The sequence below is a fragment of the Desulfonatronum lacustre DSM 10312 genome (assembly GCF_000519265.1).
GTDB lineage: Bacteria > Desulfobacterota > Desulfovibrionia > Desulfovibrionales > Desulfonatronaceae > Desulfonatronum > Desulfonatronum lacustre.
This window is the reverse complement of sequence record NZ_KI912608.1, coordinates 1,301,462-1,318,136: the sequence shown is the minus strand read 5'-3', so window position 1 is coordinate 1,318,136 and position 16,675 is coordinate 1,301,462. Positions and strand designations below refer to the sequence as shown.

At 55.6% G+C, this 16,675-nt stretch carries 11 protein-coding genes; 10 read left to right on the top strand and 1 reads right to left on the bottom strand.

The genetic code is table 11. The annotated features are described in order from the left end of the window. Positions 1-179: 179 nt before the first annotated feature. The 8 genes from DESLA_RS21575 (at position 180) to DESLA_RS0106145 (ending at position 13,379) form a co-directional block, all read left to right on the top strand. Complete coding sequence (locus DESLA_RS21575; RefSeq protein ID WP_169732600.1) at positions 180-2,996, top strand: putative bifunctional diguanylate cyclase/phosphodiesterase; 2,817 nt, start codon at positions 180-182, stop codon at positions 2,994-2,996. A gap of 91 nt (positions 2,997-3,087) precedes the next feature. Further along, complete coding sequence (locus DESLA_RS0106175) at positions 3,088-4,125, top strand: SDR family oxidoreductase (RefSeq protein ID WP_028571781.1); 1,038 nt, start codon at positions 3,088-3,090, stop codon at positions 4,123-4,125. A gap of 57 nt (positions 4,126-4,182) precedes the next feature. Further along, a complete protein-coding gene (locus DESLA_RS0106170; RefSeq protein WP_028571780.1) occupies positions 4,183-5,067 on the top strand; it encodes an N-acyl amino acid synthase FeeM domain-containing protein in 885 nt (294 codons plus the stop codon). A gap of 10 nt (positions 5,068-5,077) precedes the next feature. Continuing rightward, a complete protein-coding gene (locus DESLA_RS0106165; RefSeq protein ID WP_035261442.1) occupies positions 5,078-5,977 on the top strand; it encodes an N-acyl amino acid synthase FeeM domain-containing protein in 900 nt (299 codons plus the stop codon). A 233-nt stretch (positions 5,978-6,210) separates the two neighbouring features. Then, the gene (locus DESLA_RS19080; RefSeq protein WP_084031927.1) at positions 6,211-6,993 is read left to right on the top strand and encodes an outer membrane lipoprotein-sorting protein; all 783 of its coding nucleotides are present in this window, start codon (positions 6,211-6,213) and stop codon (positions 6,991-6,993) included. A 255-nt stretch (positions 6,994-7,248) separates the two neighbouring features. After that, positions 7,249-8,796: a DUF1302 family protein gene (locus tag DESLA_RS19075; RefSeq protein WP_051434439.1), complete on the top strand. Its 1,548-nt coding sequence runs from the start codon at positions 7,249-7,251 to the stop codon at positions 8,794-8,796. A gap of 187 nt (positions 8,797-8,983) precedes the next feature. Continuing rightward, positions 8,984-11,275 (top strand): efflux RND transporter permease subunit, encoded by a 2,292-nt coding sequence (locus tag DESLA_RS19070; protein WP_051434438.1) that lies wholly within the window; start codon positions 8,984-8,986, stop codon positions 11,273-11,275. Positions 11,276-11,321: 46 nt separating this feature from the next. Further along, a complete protein-coding gene (locus DESLA_RS0106145) occupies positions 11,322-13,379 on the top strand; it encodes a ThiF family adenylyltransferase (protein WP_028571778.1) in 2,058 nt (685 codons plus the stop codon). Between the two features lie 86 nt (positions 13,380-13,465). On the opposite strand, the gene pepA is transcribed toward DESLA_RS0106145, so the two are convergent. After that, positions 13,466-14,344, bottom strand: a complete 879-nt coding sequence (gene pepA / locus DESLA_RS0106140; RefSeq protein ID WP_028571777.1) for a flocculation-associated PEP-CTERM protein PepA — start codon at positions 14,342-14,344, stop codon at positions 13,466-13,468. Positions 14,345-14,900: 556 nt separating this feature from the next. Between pepA and DESLA_RS0106135 the strand changes: the two genes are divergently transcribed. Next, positions 14,901-15,689 (top strand): THxN family PEP-CTERM protein, encoded by a 789-nt coding sequence (locus DESLA_RS0106135; RefSeq protein WP_028571776.1) that lies wholly within the window; start codon positions 14,901-14,903, stop codon positions 15,687-15,689. A 273-nt stretch (positions 15,690-15,962) separates the two neighbouring features. After that, on the top strand, positions 15,963-16,649 hold the full coding sequence (locus DESLA_RS0106130) for a CAAX prenyl protease-related protein (RefSeq protein WP_051434437.1): 687 nt from the start codon (positions 15,963-15,965) through the stop codon (positions 16,647-16,649). The last annotated feature ends 26 nt before the right edge of the window (positions 16,650-16,675 follow it).

Here is a 16,675-nt window from a genome sequence, read left to right as displayed (position 1 = left end):
GTCGCTGCAAAGAGTTCAACCTCTCACGTATCAATAAATACGCTTCGACATTGAACTTTTCTTGCTCCTTGCACTTGGGATTTTTGAACGGACTGTCGACAAAGGATTTTTTCAACACTCAGATAGGCGCGCTGAGACTTCCTCCGTCATCAGGGAACCGTAAACCGCGACTCAAGGCCATGATGCTTCATACGCCAAAAACTTTCTCATCCATCCGTCCCCAGGATCGGCTCGCCATGCTCTACAGGGGGCCGGACGACCTGCTCAAGAACAACCGCGCCCACTGGCTCGGAATGGTGCAAAGACGGGCCAAGTGTCTCTGGGTCACGGACCCGATTTCTCCACGCCACGCCTCTTTGCGGGACGTGATCTGGGAGCTCGAGGGCCAGGGACTGCGTCCCGATCAGATCGCTTTCATTGATCCCGGCGATTTTCTGCGGCACGGCAAGCTGTCTCTTTCCCTGCTGTTCAGTCGCCTGGAGCAGGAGCGTCGCGAGGCCGCGGAGCAAGGATACGAGGTCTGCGACATCAGCGTGGACATGGTCGGCTTGCAGGCGGACCTCTCCTGTTTACGGGCATTCTTGGAGGACATCACCAGCAGGTTCCAGGAAAAGCAGCACAGTCCGGTCCTGCTGCAATTTCCCCAACAGGGGTTGCCCCTGGACGCCTTCAAGACCCTGCTGCGGGTTTGCATTTTCGTGGTCCTTGAAGGACGCATCCGACATAATTTTTGTCGGCTTCACTGGTTGGGCGTTGCCAAGGAATCCCAGGGGGCCGACGATCTGCTGCAAGGCATCGAACAATGGAATAGCGTGTTCGACCAGAACGCCGCCCTCTTTTTCTTGCTGGAACAGCATGGTCCGGCTTTTTGCGTCATTGACGGCCAAGACGAGATGATCCACTGGAATTCCGCCTTTGCCTCGCTGACGGGTCTTGAAATTTCCGGAAACGGAACGCGGCTTCCCCTCGCTTCCGTGGTCCGGATCCAGAGCGACATCAGCACGGCGCCCTTTTTTGCAGATCAGCAGGGGGGCGCGGCGTCCGGCGAAATCGTGGCCCTGAGCGGGGCGTCCATGCCGGTTTCCCTGACGGTGCTCCACATCCCGGATGTCCTTGGCGGTGATACGTCGGCCAGGCTGCTGGTGGTCCAGGAAAGGCGATTGAAGCCATGCGAATCGGATGCGTCCGGCCGGATCCAGGATCACTACCAGCGTATTTTTGAGTTGTCCCGTCGCGGACTTGCCAAGATTGCCGCTGATGGACGCATCCTTTTCGTCAATAAAGCGTTGGCGGAGATGCTGGGCTCTTCGCCCGAAGCGGTTTCGCAAGCTCAAGGTATGACGTGGTGGGAGGAAAACTGCCTGACTCCCATCCAATATCTCAATTTTTTCCGGGAGATCCGCGAACACGGGTCGGTTGCCAAGTTTGAACTCGAGCTCCGGTCCGACCAGGGAGAACCCCGCCAGCTGCTTTTGGACGCATACACCGCCGAGAATCAGGCTGAGTGCGGTTACGCCTTCATCGCGGTATTCGAGGATATCACGGAGCGGAAAAAAATGGAAAGACAACTCTTGCATCAGGCCTTTCACGACCAGCTCACCGGTTTGCCCAACAAGGCATTGTTCATGGACAGGATCGAGATGGCCCTGCAGCAGCTTAAACGCACTCACGACGCGTTGTTTGCCCTGGCCTTTCTGGATATCGACAACTTCAAACACATAAATGACAACTTCGGCCATGTTGCCGGCGACACGTTGCTTGTCGAGGTGGCTCGGAAAATCATGAAATGCGTGCGCGACGTGGATACGGTATCCAGGTTCGGTGGAGACGAGTTCGTCATCCTGCTGGAGAATATTCAGAATGAAGAAGAGGCCATGCACATCCTGCATCGGATTCGAGAAGAACTGGCTGTCCCGACACTGATCAACGACCAGCACGAATTTGTCTGCACCGTCAGCACGGGATTGGTTCTGTCCACGGGGTATGCATCCTCCTCCGAGATCTTGCGTGATGCGGATTTGGCCATGTACAAGGCCAAAATCCAGAAAAAAGGCACGATCCACTTACTGAGGTTCTCCAATCAACCGTCGTTGTCCAACGGCCGCGACGAACTCCGGCACGACCTTCCCGGAGCCATGGACCGGGGCGAGTTCTGTTTGCACTACCAGCCTATCTTTCAGGTCAGCAGCAAGAGGATCAACGGCTTCGAGGCCCTGATTCGCTGGGAACACCCTCGCCGAGGGCTATTGTATCCCGCTGATTTTGTTTCTCTTGTCGAGCAAGACGGTCAGATCATTCCTTTGACCCGACTGGTGCTTCACAAGGCCTGCGCGCGGATGCGCGCTTGGCAAAACAGACATGCCGGTCACCCGTTGCTGTCCATCTGCGTCAACCTGTCCATGAAGCGGATCACCTTTCCGGGCATTATGCACTGCATCGAGTCCGCGCTCGAAGTTTCGAGCCTGGATGAACGAAGCTTGGTGCTGGATTTTCCGAGCAAGGACATGACGCATTTCCAGAATACCGGCGAACTGCTCTTGCGTCTGAAAGAACAGGACGTTCAATTGAGCATTGACGACGTCGGCACGGGCCAGTCCTTGTTCCGTCAATTGGGCGGCTTTTCCTTGCTGCCCGTCGACAATGTAAAGCTCGAAAGGTCCGTGATCACAAGTCTGGGCGAGCATAACACGAGCAAGGATATTGTCTGGACCACCATTACGTTGGCCCATGGCCTGGGCATAGAAGTCACCGCCAAGGGGGTGGAAACTCCCGCCCAGTTGAAACTGCTGTCCGAAATGGGGTGTGATTACGCCCAAGGCTATCTGTTTTCCAGGCCGCTGACGGATGAAACCGCGGACGAATTTCTGGCGGGGTGCATCCAGGATCAAGGCCGTGAACACGAATTGCAAGATCGCAAGTTTGCCTTTCCACGAGATACCGGACCATTGCTGCGGGGGGAATATCTCATGGCGGGCAGGGCCGCGAGAGGACAGTGATTGAGCGGGGTCGGCGGGGGCGAGGCCCTGGGACGGGGATGATCCAACAAGAAGAGCCTTGAAATGGCGATCCTCTAAAAAGAAAAATACCATGACCCAAGACGATACCTATCCACGACTGCTCGCCCGGCTGCGTACCGCCCCGAAGACCTGGCTGGTCACGGGAGTGGCCGGCTTCATCGGTTCCAATCTGCTGGAGGCGCTTTTGAAACTGGATCAGCGCGTGGTCGGCCTGGACAATTTCTCCACCGGCCACCAGAAGAATCTGGATGAGGTCCGGGAATTGGTGGGCGCCGAGCAATGGGCCAGGTTCCAGTTCCACGAAGCGGACGTTCGCGACCTGGAGTCGTGTCGACATGTCACGCGCGGCGTGGACTATGTGCTGCATCAGGCCGCCCTGGGCAGCGTGCCGCGGTCTCTGGAAGATCCCAAAGAGGCCAACTCGAACAACATCACCGGACACCTGAACATGCTGCTGGCGGCACGGGACAGCAGGGTCAGACGATTCGTCTACGCCGCCTCCAGCTCCACCTACGGGGATCATCCGGGCCTTCCCAAGCATGAAGACGCCATAGGCAGGCCCTTGTCTCCCTATGCCGTGACCAAATACGTCAACGAACTCTACGCGGAAGTTTTCGCCTCCTGTTATGGCTTCAAGTGCATCGGCCTGAGGTATTTCAATATTTTCGGTCCACGCCAGGATCCGAACGGCGCGTACGCCGCGGTGATTCCCAGATGGTTTGCCGCCCTGCTTCAGGGCGACGCGCCCTTTATCAACGGCGACGGCGAGACCAGTCGGGATTTCTGCTATATCGAAAACACGATTCAGGCCAACATCCTGGCCGCGGGCGCGACCAGGGAGCAGGCCGTGAACCAGGTCTACAACGTGGCATTCGGTCAGCGGACCACCCTGAATGCGCTCTTCACGCACATTCGGGATCTGGTGGCCGCGGAACATCCCGCCATCTCCGCGGTAAAACCGCGTTACCAGGATTTCCGGGCCGGGGACGTCCGCCACTCCCTTGCCGATATCGGCAAGGCTCAAAATCTTCTCGGCTACCGCCCGGAATATTCCGTCCATGAGGGCCTCACCTTGGCCGGGCAATGGTATATGCATCACATGGGATGATCTCGAAATTGCCGCGCAAGACCGAGGATCGGCGTGTGATCCGTCAGGGGAATTATCATGGAATCCATCGACAATGCCGCATTGATGCATGAACGACGGCGAACCATCCGAATTCGGCGTTCGGCCTTGCTCAAGACGAACCTGGACGACATAGACCGGCCCGCCATCAAGGTCGCGGAAATTCGTGATGAATGGCGTCAGTCCTTTGCCCTTGTTTACAAGGAATATCTTGAGCAGGGATACATCAAACAAGCTCACCCATCCAAACTCTCATACACTGTTTATAATTTTTTGCCTTCCACTTGTGTTTTCATTTTCAAAAGCTATCTGAGCGTCATCTCCACCCTGACGCAGATTTTCGACAGCCCTGAATTCGGTCTGCCCATGGATATTTTGTACCACGACGAACTGAACACGTTGCGTGATCAAGGCCGTATCGTCACGGAACTCTCCGCCCTGGCAACACCAAAAGAAGCGCGTTGGTGCAATCTGATGGTCTATTTGTGCAAGACCATGTTCGAATACTCCAAATTGAGCAAGGTCAATGATATCTGTATCATGGTCAACCCAAAACATGTCAGATTCTATAAGGCCATATTTCTTTTTGAAGATTTTGGTGAAGAAAAATATTATGAAACCGTAGGTGCTCCAGCAGTCGCCTTGCGGATAAATTATGACAGTATCGAAGGGAAGTTGAATCAAGCTTATGGAGATTTAGATTTCGAGACAAATCTGTATGCATTCTTTTGCAAGGTAAACAGCACGATGGAGGAAATTGAAGGCGACAATATCTGTCCAACAAAGCGAAAGCCAATGGACTATGAGGATTTCCTGTACTTCTTGAACATCAGAAAGGAAATTTTCCATGAACTCAATGCGTTGCAGATAGCATCTCTGCAATATCATTATCCGGATATCAAAACTCACATAAACATGATTTGACGCCTACCCCATGATTATCCAGGATCAACAGGAACACGCTCTTGAACGGAGAAGAACCATCCGCCTCCGGCGTTCATCGCTGCTCAAGGTCAATCTGGAAAAAATTGATCGACCAAGCATCAAGCTCGCCGAGGAACAAGATGATTTTGAACAATCCTTCGCCCTGGTGCATGAGGAGTATGTCAATGCAGGCTATGTGCATGCGGACGGTTCCGTTTCGTTGCATTACAATATTTTTTCACTTCTGCCCCAAACAACGACGTTTCTGTTTCGCGAATACCGTAGGGTCATTTCCACGGTGACTCAAATAGGGGACAGCACATTCTTCGGCTTGCCCATGGACGCCTTGTACGGGGCGGAATTGAACAGGTTACGCTCCAGGAAAAGAAGAATTGCCGAGATATCCAGCCTGGCAACGCATTCCAGCAACCGCTGGGAGTATTTTTTTGTTTATCTTTCCCGGGCCATCCTGCGCTATTCCATGTACACCGGGGTCAACGATCTGTGCATCATGGTCAATCCCAAGCACGCCTCGTTTTACAAGACGTTATTTCTTTTTGAAGACTTTGGACCGGAACGGTTTTATGCCGAGGTCAACGCTCCCGCCGTGGCCCTGCGCCTGAATCTGGACTTGATCGGGCAACGATCCCGGCAAGCCTATGCCAACTTCGCCTTTGAAAGCAATCTTCACTCCTTTTTTTGTGATGAATCAGGCAAATACGCGGAAATCGTTTTCAACACATGCGTTCCCCTCAGAAAACCGATGTCCGAGGAGACGTTCGCTTCTTTTATCAGATTGAGAACTGACATTTTAGAGATACTGGATGGAAGGCAGGCAAAATTTCTTAGTTCTTTTTATCCCGGGTTGCGAGACCTCATCACCGCCGATGTCCGGGCAAATATGCAGTGAGGCAGGACAATTTTGTTATCTGTAAATAATACCGATACAGTAGATGCCTGGGGTCAGCGTGTTCCCAGGGAGAGCGCCAACATCAATCGAAATCGCTATCGAAATCGAAATCGAAATCGAAATCGAAATCGAAAAATATATCAGAAATCGCTTTCGATTTCGATACCGATCCGGTAGAGTGTGAGAAGAGTCGAGAACAAAATTACCCTGTGCAGTAAGGCGGTTGGACGAGCATGATAAACAGAGTGATTGTAGCCACCTTCCTTCTCTATTTCACTCTGCCCGTGATCACCTGGAGCACCGACCAAACTGTTCCCTCAGGCCGCGAGGTGGCGCAACTGGTCCATGATCGAGATCTCGGGCAAGACTCCCAAAGCCAGGTGCTCATGGAGTTGATCAGTGCCGGCGGTCAGAGAAGATTGCGGGAACTGACCGTCCTCGCCAAGGCGGACGGCCCGATCCGAAAAACAATCATGCGTTTCACCTCGCCGGCGGATATCAACGGAACCGGCTTTCTTTCCATTGAGGACGGTCAGGGCGGGACCGAGCAGTTTCTCTTCCTGCCGGCGCTGAACCGGACCCGGCGCATCGCAACGACACAAAAAGGCCGGAGCTTCGTGAATACGGACTTCACCTATGAAGACATGGAGCGTCGCCCGGTGGACGACTTCGAATATCTCATTGCCGGAGTCGCGAATCTTAGCGGGGTCGAAACATGGATCCTTGAAAGTCGACCAAAACCGGAAACACAATCCCAGTACGGTTTGGTCCGGCTGTGGATTGCCCAAGACTTAAGCGTACCCCTGAAAATTGATTATTTTGACGACCGCGATCAACACATCAAGCAGTACCGGGTTTTGCAGCTTGAGAATATCCAGGGAATCTGGACAGAGACCAAGGTGATCATGGAGGACCTCCTCTCGGGGCACAGCACCACGCTGGAGACCAGGGACATCCGGTACAACCTGGGTTTGTCGGACAATTTGTTTACGCAGCAGAACCTGGAGAATTGGTAATTCAACGGTAACTCTCAGCACAGAGTAATTCTGTTGCCGGTGTCGGAATCGGAATCGGGATCGGGATCGAAAACGCTGATGCGTTCTCAATTCTTCCTGTTTCGATTCCGACTCCGATAGCGAAGCGCCGACCCCGACACCGATTGCCGGAGCAAGATCGGACAAAATGTACTGAGTAGTTACATTCAACGTTGCTTTGCCATCTCCCGTCCCAGGGCAAGCGCCCTGGGATTCAGGGAGATATCCGAGAAGCCTATGCCGAAATTTCTCCGCGGACCGCTCATCCTCCTGGCGGTGCTCTTTTTCCAGCATCCGTGCCCGGCGTCGCTCCTTTCAGCGGCCGAGGGCGATGCCCTTTTGGCGTCCACTGCGCAGGCCGACGCGCGCGAGGTGCTGATCTTCTCTGAGCCATCCGAGTCATCTGGGCCATCTGAGCCGGGCGAGCCGATTACTGCTGAGAACGATTCCCGAGTCTGGTCGGAAGCCTTGGATCTGAGCGGCTTCATGGAGTTGAAAACCGCCCTGGATACCCAGCGATCCGATACTTTTGAACATGATCGCATGCTGCGTCATCGCATCCGCCTGGAAGGCAGATGGACGCCTGGGCGGCACCTTTCCGAGAGGGCGGCCCGGCCCTCTGAATCCTCCCTGTTTTTCCTGGCTTCCCTACAGTCCGATTATCTCTGGTTTGGGCCGGACAACACGACCGAGGACTACGATCTGGATCTGTTTGAGGGCTTCATGCACTGGGCCAAAGCTCCCTGGGAAGTCCGTCTGGGGCGGCAACGGGTGCGGTGGGGGAAGACCGATGAGATCAGTCCGGTGGATAATCTCAACCCGCAGGATCTCCGGGAGTTTCTCTTGCCGCCGAGAGAGGACCGCAAAATACCTAATTGGATGGCCAGAGTCCGCTTCTTTCCGGACCGGTTCACCGTGGAAGGCGTGTATGTGCCGTTCTTCGAACCGTCCAGGCTGGATTATTTCGACACGGACTGGGCCATGTTCCGGCATCTCAAGGAGGACACCCGGCGTTCCAACCTGCCCGAGCCCATGTCGGAGTATCTTTCCGCGCTCTCGGTCAATGAAAATACGCCTTCGCGCCGGGCGGCCAATGGAGACTGGGGCACTCGTGTTTCCAAAAGCATCAGTGGATGGGATTTGGCCGCAAGCTATCTGTATGCCTGGGAAAAGTTTCCGCACATCAGCAGCTTTCCCGTGAAGGGGTTGCATGTGGAAGGGGGGCTCTCCCCTGAATCCATCACAACGGCTGCGCGCAATGCATGGTTGACGCGGGAGAGTATCGAGGTGGTCTTCAAACGTTCCCATACCCTGGGGTTGGAATTTGAAACAACACTGGACCAGTATGGTTTTCGAGGCGAGGCCGCATACTCCGACCGCCGCTCCCTGCTGACCGACAGCCTTGTCTCCACGAGCAAGCCCGTGCTGCATTACGTCCTGGGCGTCGACCACCTGGGGGAGCAGGACTGGTATGTCAACGTCCAGTTCGGACATCAGATTGTTTTTGATCATGACCCGACGATCCTGTTCCAGGAGCGCAATGAGTATTCCATCAACGGCGAATTAAACAAGGAATTCCAGCGTGGAAATCTGAAGGCCGTGCTCCGCTATCATTACGGCATCACTGATCAAAGTTTTTTTGTGAACCCGCACGTGATCCTGCGCTTTATCAAGAACTGGGAATTCACCCTGGGCCTGGATCTGCTCGGCGGACCAGGAGACACGATTCCGGGACAGTACCGGGACAATGATCAGGTCTACATGCTGGCCAGATTTTTTTTCTAACAGTCCGTTGAAAAACTCCCAATTGCTGCGTCGCCGCCAAGTTTAGGGATATGGCTGTTACTGAAGTACCGTTTGTGAATTGGGTGGTGCAGGCATCCTGCCTGCACGAACAGGCAAGATGCCTGTCCCACCACCATTTGACATGCCTCCTGCCCACTCTCGCGGAGCATAAAGCGCGTGAACGATCATGAACCGTATACCAACCCTGGTCACCCGGCATCCCTTTATTTCCCTGATTCTTTCCCTGCTTTTCGTCGCGCCGTTTCTGGCTCATCTTCCCCATGTCCAAACCGTGGACAATGTGGACTATTTTACCCTTGAGGATGATCCGGACGTCGCATTTTACGACTCCATCAAGGCAACCTTTGGCGAGGATGAGTTCTTTGTCGTCGCCTTCACCCATCCTGATCTGTTCACCCCCCCCTTTCTGACGCTGATCGTCGCGCTCACGGACCAACTGGGCTCCATTCCGGAAGTTCGGGAGGTCCAGAGTCTGGCCAATGTGGACTTCATCCATGGTGAGCAGGACTATTTTGAAGTGCGTCCATTTCTGGAGCGCATTCCCGAAGACCCGGTTGAACTGGAGACCCTTCGTCGTCAGGCCCTGGAGACCCCGCTGTATGTGGGCAATCTCATCTCCGAAGACGGACGGACCACGGCCATTGCCGTGTTTCCCCAGCTCAGCGATACAGGTGACGGCAGCTTTCGCAAGCGGATTTTGGAGCACACAACCGTCATCCTGGAAGAGCACCGCGACCTGGTCGATGAGTTCCATCTGGCCGGCTGGACCGTGACCAATTTCAGCCTCAGCCGATACATGAAGGCCGACGTGGCCGTGTTCATCCCGGTGACCTACCTGTTTATCACCCTGACCATCTGGCTGGTCTTTCGCAACCTGCGGCTGACCCTGCTGGCCCTGGCCAACATTTCCGTCTGCACCGGCGCGACCATGGGCATGTTCTCCGTGCTGGGCATCACCCTGAACAACGTGACCACCATCGTCCCGCCCCTGGTCATGGCCCTGGCCCTTGGCGACACCGTGCATATTTTCTCCAACCTGAAGACCAACGTGCTGCGCCGGAGTCCCGACCCGGCCCGGGCCTTGGAGAGCGTCCTGGCCAAGGTGATCATGCCCTGCTTTCTGACCAGCCTGACCACCGCCGTGGGCTTCTTCTCCCTCTCGGTCAGCCATGTTCCGCCCATCAAGGAATTCGCCTACGTGGCCGCGGCGGGCATGGTGTTCAAGTTTATTTTCTCTTTCCTGCTGCTGCCTCCCTTGCTCCTGCTCTGTAAACCGGAATCCATATATTTCGGACAGGATCGAGAGCGGCGTTTCGGCCCGGCGCTACGCCGACTCGTGAACGCGGTCCAGGGCTATCCCCGGAGCATATCGATGATCGTCGCCTTGCTGGTTGTCGGCTCCGTCTGGGCGGGGTCCACGATTCAGGTGGAAACCAACCTTTTGGAATACTTCAAGTATTCCAGCCCCATCCGCCAAAGCCTGGATTTTGTGGAAACTCGGCTCAGCGGCGTGGGCACCGTGGATGTCTCCCTGAAATCCCAGGACAAGGAAGCTTTTTTGAGTCCGGAGAATCTGGGCGTGATCGAAAACATCCAACATTTTGCCGAGACCCTGCCCCATGTGGATAAAACCATGTCCTTCGTGGATTTTCTGAAGGACATGAACAAGGCCTTTCATGACGAGGATGCCATGTTCCATGTCATCCCGTATAGCCGGGAGCTTGTCGCCCAGTACCTGTTGCTCTATGATTCCGATGATATCGATGATTTTGTCACGATGGAGTATGACCATGCCCGCATTCTGATCCGCATATCCGAACACGGCTCCTCCGGCCAAGCCGTCTTCATTGATGCCCTGCGGAAGTTCATCGACATGATGGACCGTCAGGGTCTGGAAATCCGGGTCACGGGCCGCGCGGTCCAGGATGTGAACATCATCGACGACCTGGTCTGGGGGCAGATTCACAGCCTGGCCATTGCTGCGGCCGTGATCAGCCTGATCATGTTTCTCGCCCTGCGCTCGGTGCGTATCGGCGCCTTGAGCCTGATCCCGAACATTTTCCCGCTCGTCATCAATTTTGGGATCATGGGCGCTCTGGGTATTCCCCTGAACACGTCCACGGCCCTGATTTCCGTGGTGGCCCTGGGCATCGCCGTGGATGATACCATCCATTTTCTGACGGAATACAACCGTCGACGCGCGGACCGGATGTCCATCCCGGACGCTTTGCGCGAGGCTACTCTGGAAAAAGGCGCGGCCCTTTGCGCGACCTCAATGATCCTGGTGATCGGATTTGGCGTGCTGCTGTTCAGCAACTTCGTGCCGACCATCAGCTTCGGCGGCCTGAGCGCGGTGGTCATGGTCACGGCGCTTGTCGGGGATCTGGTCGTCCTGCCGGCGATAATGCTGGCGTTTCATCGAGGGAGGGCCGAGGATGGGATGGGCGTTCGGGTATGACATGATCAGAGCAACTATGCGGATCGACTAAAAACAAGGAAGCATTATGGACCGTGAAGCACTGACAACCACGTTGCAGTCTCTGGGCATCAACTCGGCGCAGACCTACCGTGAATCGGCCTTTTCCAGAAACATCGGCCTGTTTTCCCCGGGCGAGCAGGAACGGCTGGCCCAGGTTCGGGCGGCCATCCCGGGCATGGGCGGAGTGGGGGGGGGGCACCTGATCAATCTCGTGCGCACGGGCTTTGGCCGGTTCCATCTGGCCGACTTTGACCACTTTGAACCGGTCAACGTGAACCGCCAGTATGGCGCGGCTGTTCCTTCCTTCGGCCGCCCCAAGCTGGAGGTGTTGGCTTCGGAAGCACTGGCCATCAATCCGTTTCTGGACCTCAAGCTGTTCGACAAGGGATTGACCCTGGACAACCTGGAAGCGTTCCTGACCGGGGTGGACGTGGTCCTGGACGGCCTGGACTTCTTCCAGTTCGAGATCCGCCGGGCCCTGTTCAACACGGCTCGGGCCATGGGCATTCCCGTGATCACGGCCGGTCCTTTGGGCTACAGCTCGGCCCTGCTGATTTTTTCCCCCCTAGGCATGAGCTTTGACGAGTATTTCGACGTGCAGGACAGCCTGCCCGCGCAAGAAAAATATCTGCGCTTTGCCATGGGCTTGGCGCCCAGTCCGACGCACATCGCCTATATGGATTTGTCGCGAGTGGACCTTGAGGGCGGAAAAGGCCCGTCCCTGAACATCGCCTGCCAACTGTGCTCCGCCCTGGCCGCCACCGAAGCCGTACGCATCGCTCTGGGCAAGCCGGAGCTGAAGCCGGCGCCGCATTTCGTGCAGTTTGATCCATACCGCCAAACACTGCGCAAGGGGCGGCTGATCATGGGCAATCGTTCCCCGTTCCAACGCGCCAAGATCCTGTACGTGCGCCGCGTTCTGCAAGCCACCCAGCGGGCCAGGCCGGTGGTTCCGAAGCGCCCGGCCATGCCCGGCACGGCCGGGGGACTCTCCGTCGATGCCCTGACCTATCTGATCCGGGCCGGAATCCAAGCCCCGTCAGGGGACAACGCCCAGCCCTGGAAATTTTCCCGAACCACCGACGCCATTGATGTGTATTTGAATCCCCAGGCTGACGAATCCTTTTTCAACATCCGCCAGACAGCCTCCGTCATCGCTTGCGGAGCAGCCGTCGAGAACATCAGGCTGGCTGCCGGCTCCCTTGGTCTGGAGTCGGCCATAGACCTGCTTCCGCCATCTGAAAACGACAACCTGATGGCCACCATCCGCCTTTCCCCCGGCGCTTGTCAGTCGAACAGGGTGGCGGACCCGCTGTCGAATCCACTTACAGACCAGATCTGGAACCGCTGCACGAATCGCCGTCCCTATCGCAAGGATGTCCTGCCGGACTGGCTGCAGGCCGACCTGCAGGAACGCATTCAGGACATTCCCGGAGCAGGTCTGCATTTGCTGACCACCCGCCCGCTGATCAAGCGAGTTGCGAGGATGGTCTACCTGGCGGACCGGATTCGCACGGAGCATCAGGGGCTGCACGAGCATTTCACGTCCATGGTCCGGTTCGCCGACGACGATGCGCGGCTGTCCGGTGACGGCCTGCCCTTGAAAAACCTGGAAGCCGGATGGGCCGGGGAACTTTTTTTGCGCCTGACCAAGCCGTGGTCGGTCATGCGCGCCGTGAACCGCATCGGTCTGGGCCGGATGGTGGCCATGCACTCGGCCCAGGCCATCCTGGCCAGCGGGGCTGTGGGAATGGTGGTGGTTTCCGGCATGGAAAAGAGGGATTTTTTGCAAGGCGGTCAGGCGTTGCAGCGCATCTGGCTGGCTCTGGAGCATCACGGTCTGCGGATGCAGCCTATGACCGCGCTCACCTTGTTCCATCTGCGCTGGAAATGGGAGGGGCCGGGGAGTTTTTCAGACACGCATCAAAGGCTGCTGGAACAGGTCTGGCAAGAAATCCCAGGCGTGTTCCCGGATGTGGATTTCCAGAAGCAAGGGCTGTGCATGCTTTTCCGGACCGGCTACGGCCCGGGAATACGTCATCGCACCCCGCGCAAGGATATGCGCGATTTTCTACTGAAGTAGCGAAGGGTATACATAAATAAAACGGCCTGAGCGTTGGTTCGCTCAGGCCGTTTTTTTTGGTGCGTAGCGCTTGCCGGGACGAACTGTCAGCTCTTGCGGAGCTTCCCGCGACCGATGGCGGCCAAGCCCAGGAGGCCGATGCCGAGCAGGAGGATCGTGCCGGGTTCGGGGACGACATTCACTCGGAACTGACCATTGGCGCTGACGAGCAGGTCGAAGGTGGGTGTCGGGTTGGCTGGATTAAAGGGACTATTGTTGTAGTTCGCCAATTGGTTCGCGAAATCACCGACGATTTCATTCACTACTGTGAAGCTTGGGTTGGCGACCCAGGAAGCGTTCGTGGTGCCGAAACCGATGAACCAGGAGATGGGATCGGTAAGCGACAGGTCGTTCATGTCGCTGTCGAACCAGTAGCCCGGAGTCAACCCGGTGGATGCGAGCAGCGTGGTGATCTGGCCGTTCGGAACACCCGCCGCGTCGATGCTTCCAGTGCCGCCAACAACTTCGAACGTGCCGATCAACGTGCCGACGTTGGCGCCGTAGATGCCGTTAGTTGTGGCGAATTGAGGTGTGCTGTTGACATAAACATTCAAATATCCGCCTGGATCGAAGGAGAATGATCCATCCAGAGCAAACGTGCCGGTTGCATAAAAAACGGAAGTCACTTCGTATCCCAGGTACCCAAGGTCCGTGGCGGCAAAACTTGCACCGCCATCATGCTCGTTGGCCTTAAATGCGCCCCACTCCTGAAAGGTGCCGCCGGTCGGGCTTGTAAATGTGCTCTGAATGTAGGCCGGGCCGACAATGTCCAGAAATTCGTTGATCTGTACCGCCGGCAAGGGGCCTGCGCCGTCCAGGTCAAGATACCAGTTGTTTAAAAAAGCCGATGCCGTTCCCGGAATAAGGAACAGGGCCAAAAACAGGCCGAGGATAGTGCTGGTGATTGTCTTTCTAAGGCTTCGCATTGTGCTTCCTCCGACGTTTAAAGTGTGCATGCGGGAACTCTTCCCGGACGACAGAGGTTGAGCAAATGGCGTGCCATAGTGTAATATGTTTGTTTGTTTGGTTTTTTTTGTTGCTCGCTGGCAAGTGTAAAATTCTTCGACAAAGGTCCGAAGGAGTATCCATACAAATATGGTCGTCAATGCCGCACCAAGCGTAAACGAAACTGAATACTCCACGGCTTTTTAGATGGCCGAAACGTCGAAAAAACGGGACGGATTTTAAGATCATGCATGGCTGCGCATGGCTGTGAAGCGAACATACAATCATGCACTCACTCCAATCGGAGGTGTACTGGAGAATGCCTGCACGCATGATTTTCCTTGTCGAATAATATTACACTTGTCGAAAAAAAATAATATTTGGTTTGTAATTTCATGGTGTTGCGATTCGGCACACGAATTGCTTGTTCTGTTTCAAACTGCAGGGTTGCGCGCATCCAATAGGTCATGTCGGTCATGCTGTGTGTCGAGGACATTATTCAGTCCTTGAGAGCTTTTAACCATGAGGAGTTGGGAGATGAAAAAATTATTTTTACTGCTGGCGAGCTTCATGCTGCTGTCGTTTGGCGGCAATGCTCATGCAATCGTGGTCACCTGGGACTACGCCCTTACAGGTCTATTTATCAATGCCGAACTGGTCGACGGGACGCCTCTGCCCGACGGCACCACGTTAGAATGGGGAGGAGGCACAGCCAAGAGCAGTCTGGTAATAGATCCGTCCGAAGTCAGTGGATCAGTGGATACGTATGTCGGAGGAGGGAGCATTCCTAATACGTTTTGGGCTGATTCCGTTGTCCTGACGCATAATAACTTCGTCATTCAACCTCCGTCCCTTGATTTCACCACATTGCTAATGACGGTTATGTTGAAACCTCTGGTCCCGGATCAACCCGCACTGCCGACACAAATGTTTACGTTCGGCATTGATTTCACGGAGACTCCCAATGTGTTCGGAGATATTAGAGATTGGGACATTTTCGCCCTTCTGGACGGTTTCCCGAATTTTGATTTCCAATATGACGCTGGAGACGCGGACGGCCTTCAGACCTATTTCGTGAATGTGTTTCCGAGCACGGGGGGCGTGCTGAGCGGGCTCCAGGAACCCCACGCGTCATTGGCGGGAGTGCCGGTAGGAACGCTGGGATTTGTTACTCCGGAAAATGAATCCACTGCTCTTGGATTCTCATTTACGATTTCCACCCTGCCCTTTGATGTTAATCCCGTTCCCGAACCCTCCACGGTTATGCTTCTCGGGGTCGGATTGCTCGCGTTGGCAGGTGTTATCCGGAAAAAAATGAACAAGTAATCACGCCGTACAACGACGCTTCAAGAAGGCAGGGTCAGCAATGACCCTGCCTTTTTGCTTGGCGTGTCAAGGGGGAACAAGTTTTTGGATGCGTCCCTTCTTTTTGGGCCGCCCCTTCAGGGCTTTGAAGGATATCACCTTGAATCCCAGGGCATTGCCCTGGGCTGCCTATTTCGCCCTTTCAGGGCTTGCTCTTCAGCCCCAACGGGACGGCATACGATAACCCCACTGGGACTCTGGTATCCCGGCATAAAAATAGCATCCCATGGTTTCATGGAAAACAAAGCCTGGCCGCGGATACTGCCTTTTGCGTTGTTCATGGCCGTGATCGGTCTGGAAGAGAGTCTGCGTTTCATGGACGGCAGGGGGTGGGTCGTCCTCGGTGACGTGACGTTTGCTCTGCTTTATCCGCTCAAGCCTCTGGCAGCCCTGATTGCTCTGATCATGCTGCGCCGGGCCTACACGGAACTGCGCTGGGCGGACCTGAAGGAACCCGGATCGACCTTGCTCAGTATCGTCGTCGGGCTGGTGGTCTTTGTACTCTGGATCAACATGGACTGGTCCTTCGGGGCGCTTCCCGCTCCTCCGGGCTATGATCCGTCCATTTTCTCCCATGATACCATGCGGCTGACCATGATCCTGATCCGGGTGGCCAGCGCCGTGCTGGTGGTCCCGGTGATGGAGGAGCTTTTCTGGCGATCTTTTCTGCTCCGCTACATCATCAACCCGGAGTTTTCCAAAGTGCCCCTGGGCACGTTCACGCTCTCCTCGTTCCTGGTCTGCGCCGTGCTCTTCGGCCTGGCCCACCACTTCATCCTGGCCGGAATCATGGCCGCCATGGCCTACTCCTGGCTGCTCTACAGAACCAAAAGCCTGGCCCAGGCCATTCTGGCCCACGCCGTGACCAACCTGGCTCTGGCCGCGTACGTGCTTCAGACCGGGCAGTGGTATTTCTGGTGATCTGACACTCACGCCAACAGTTGAAA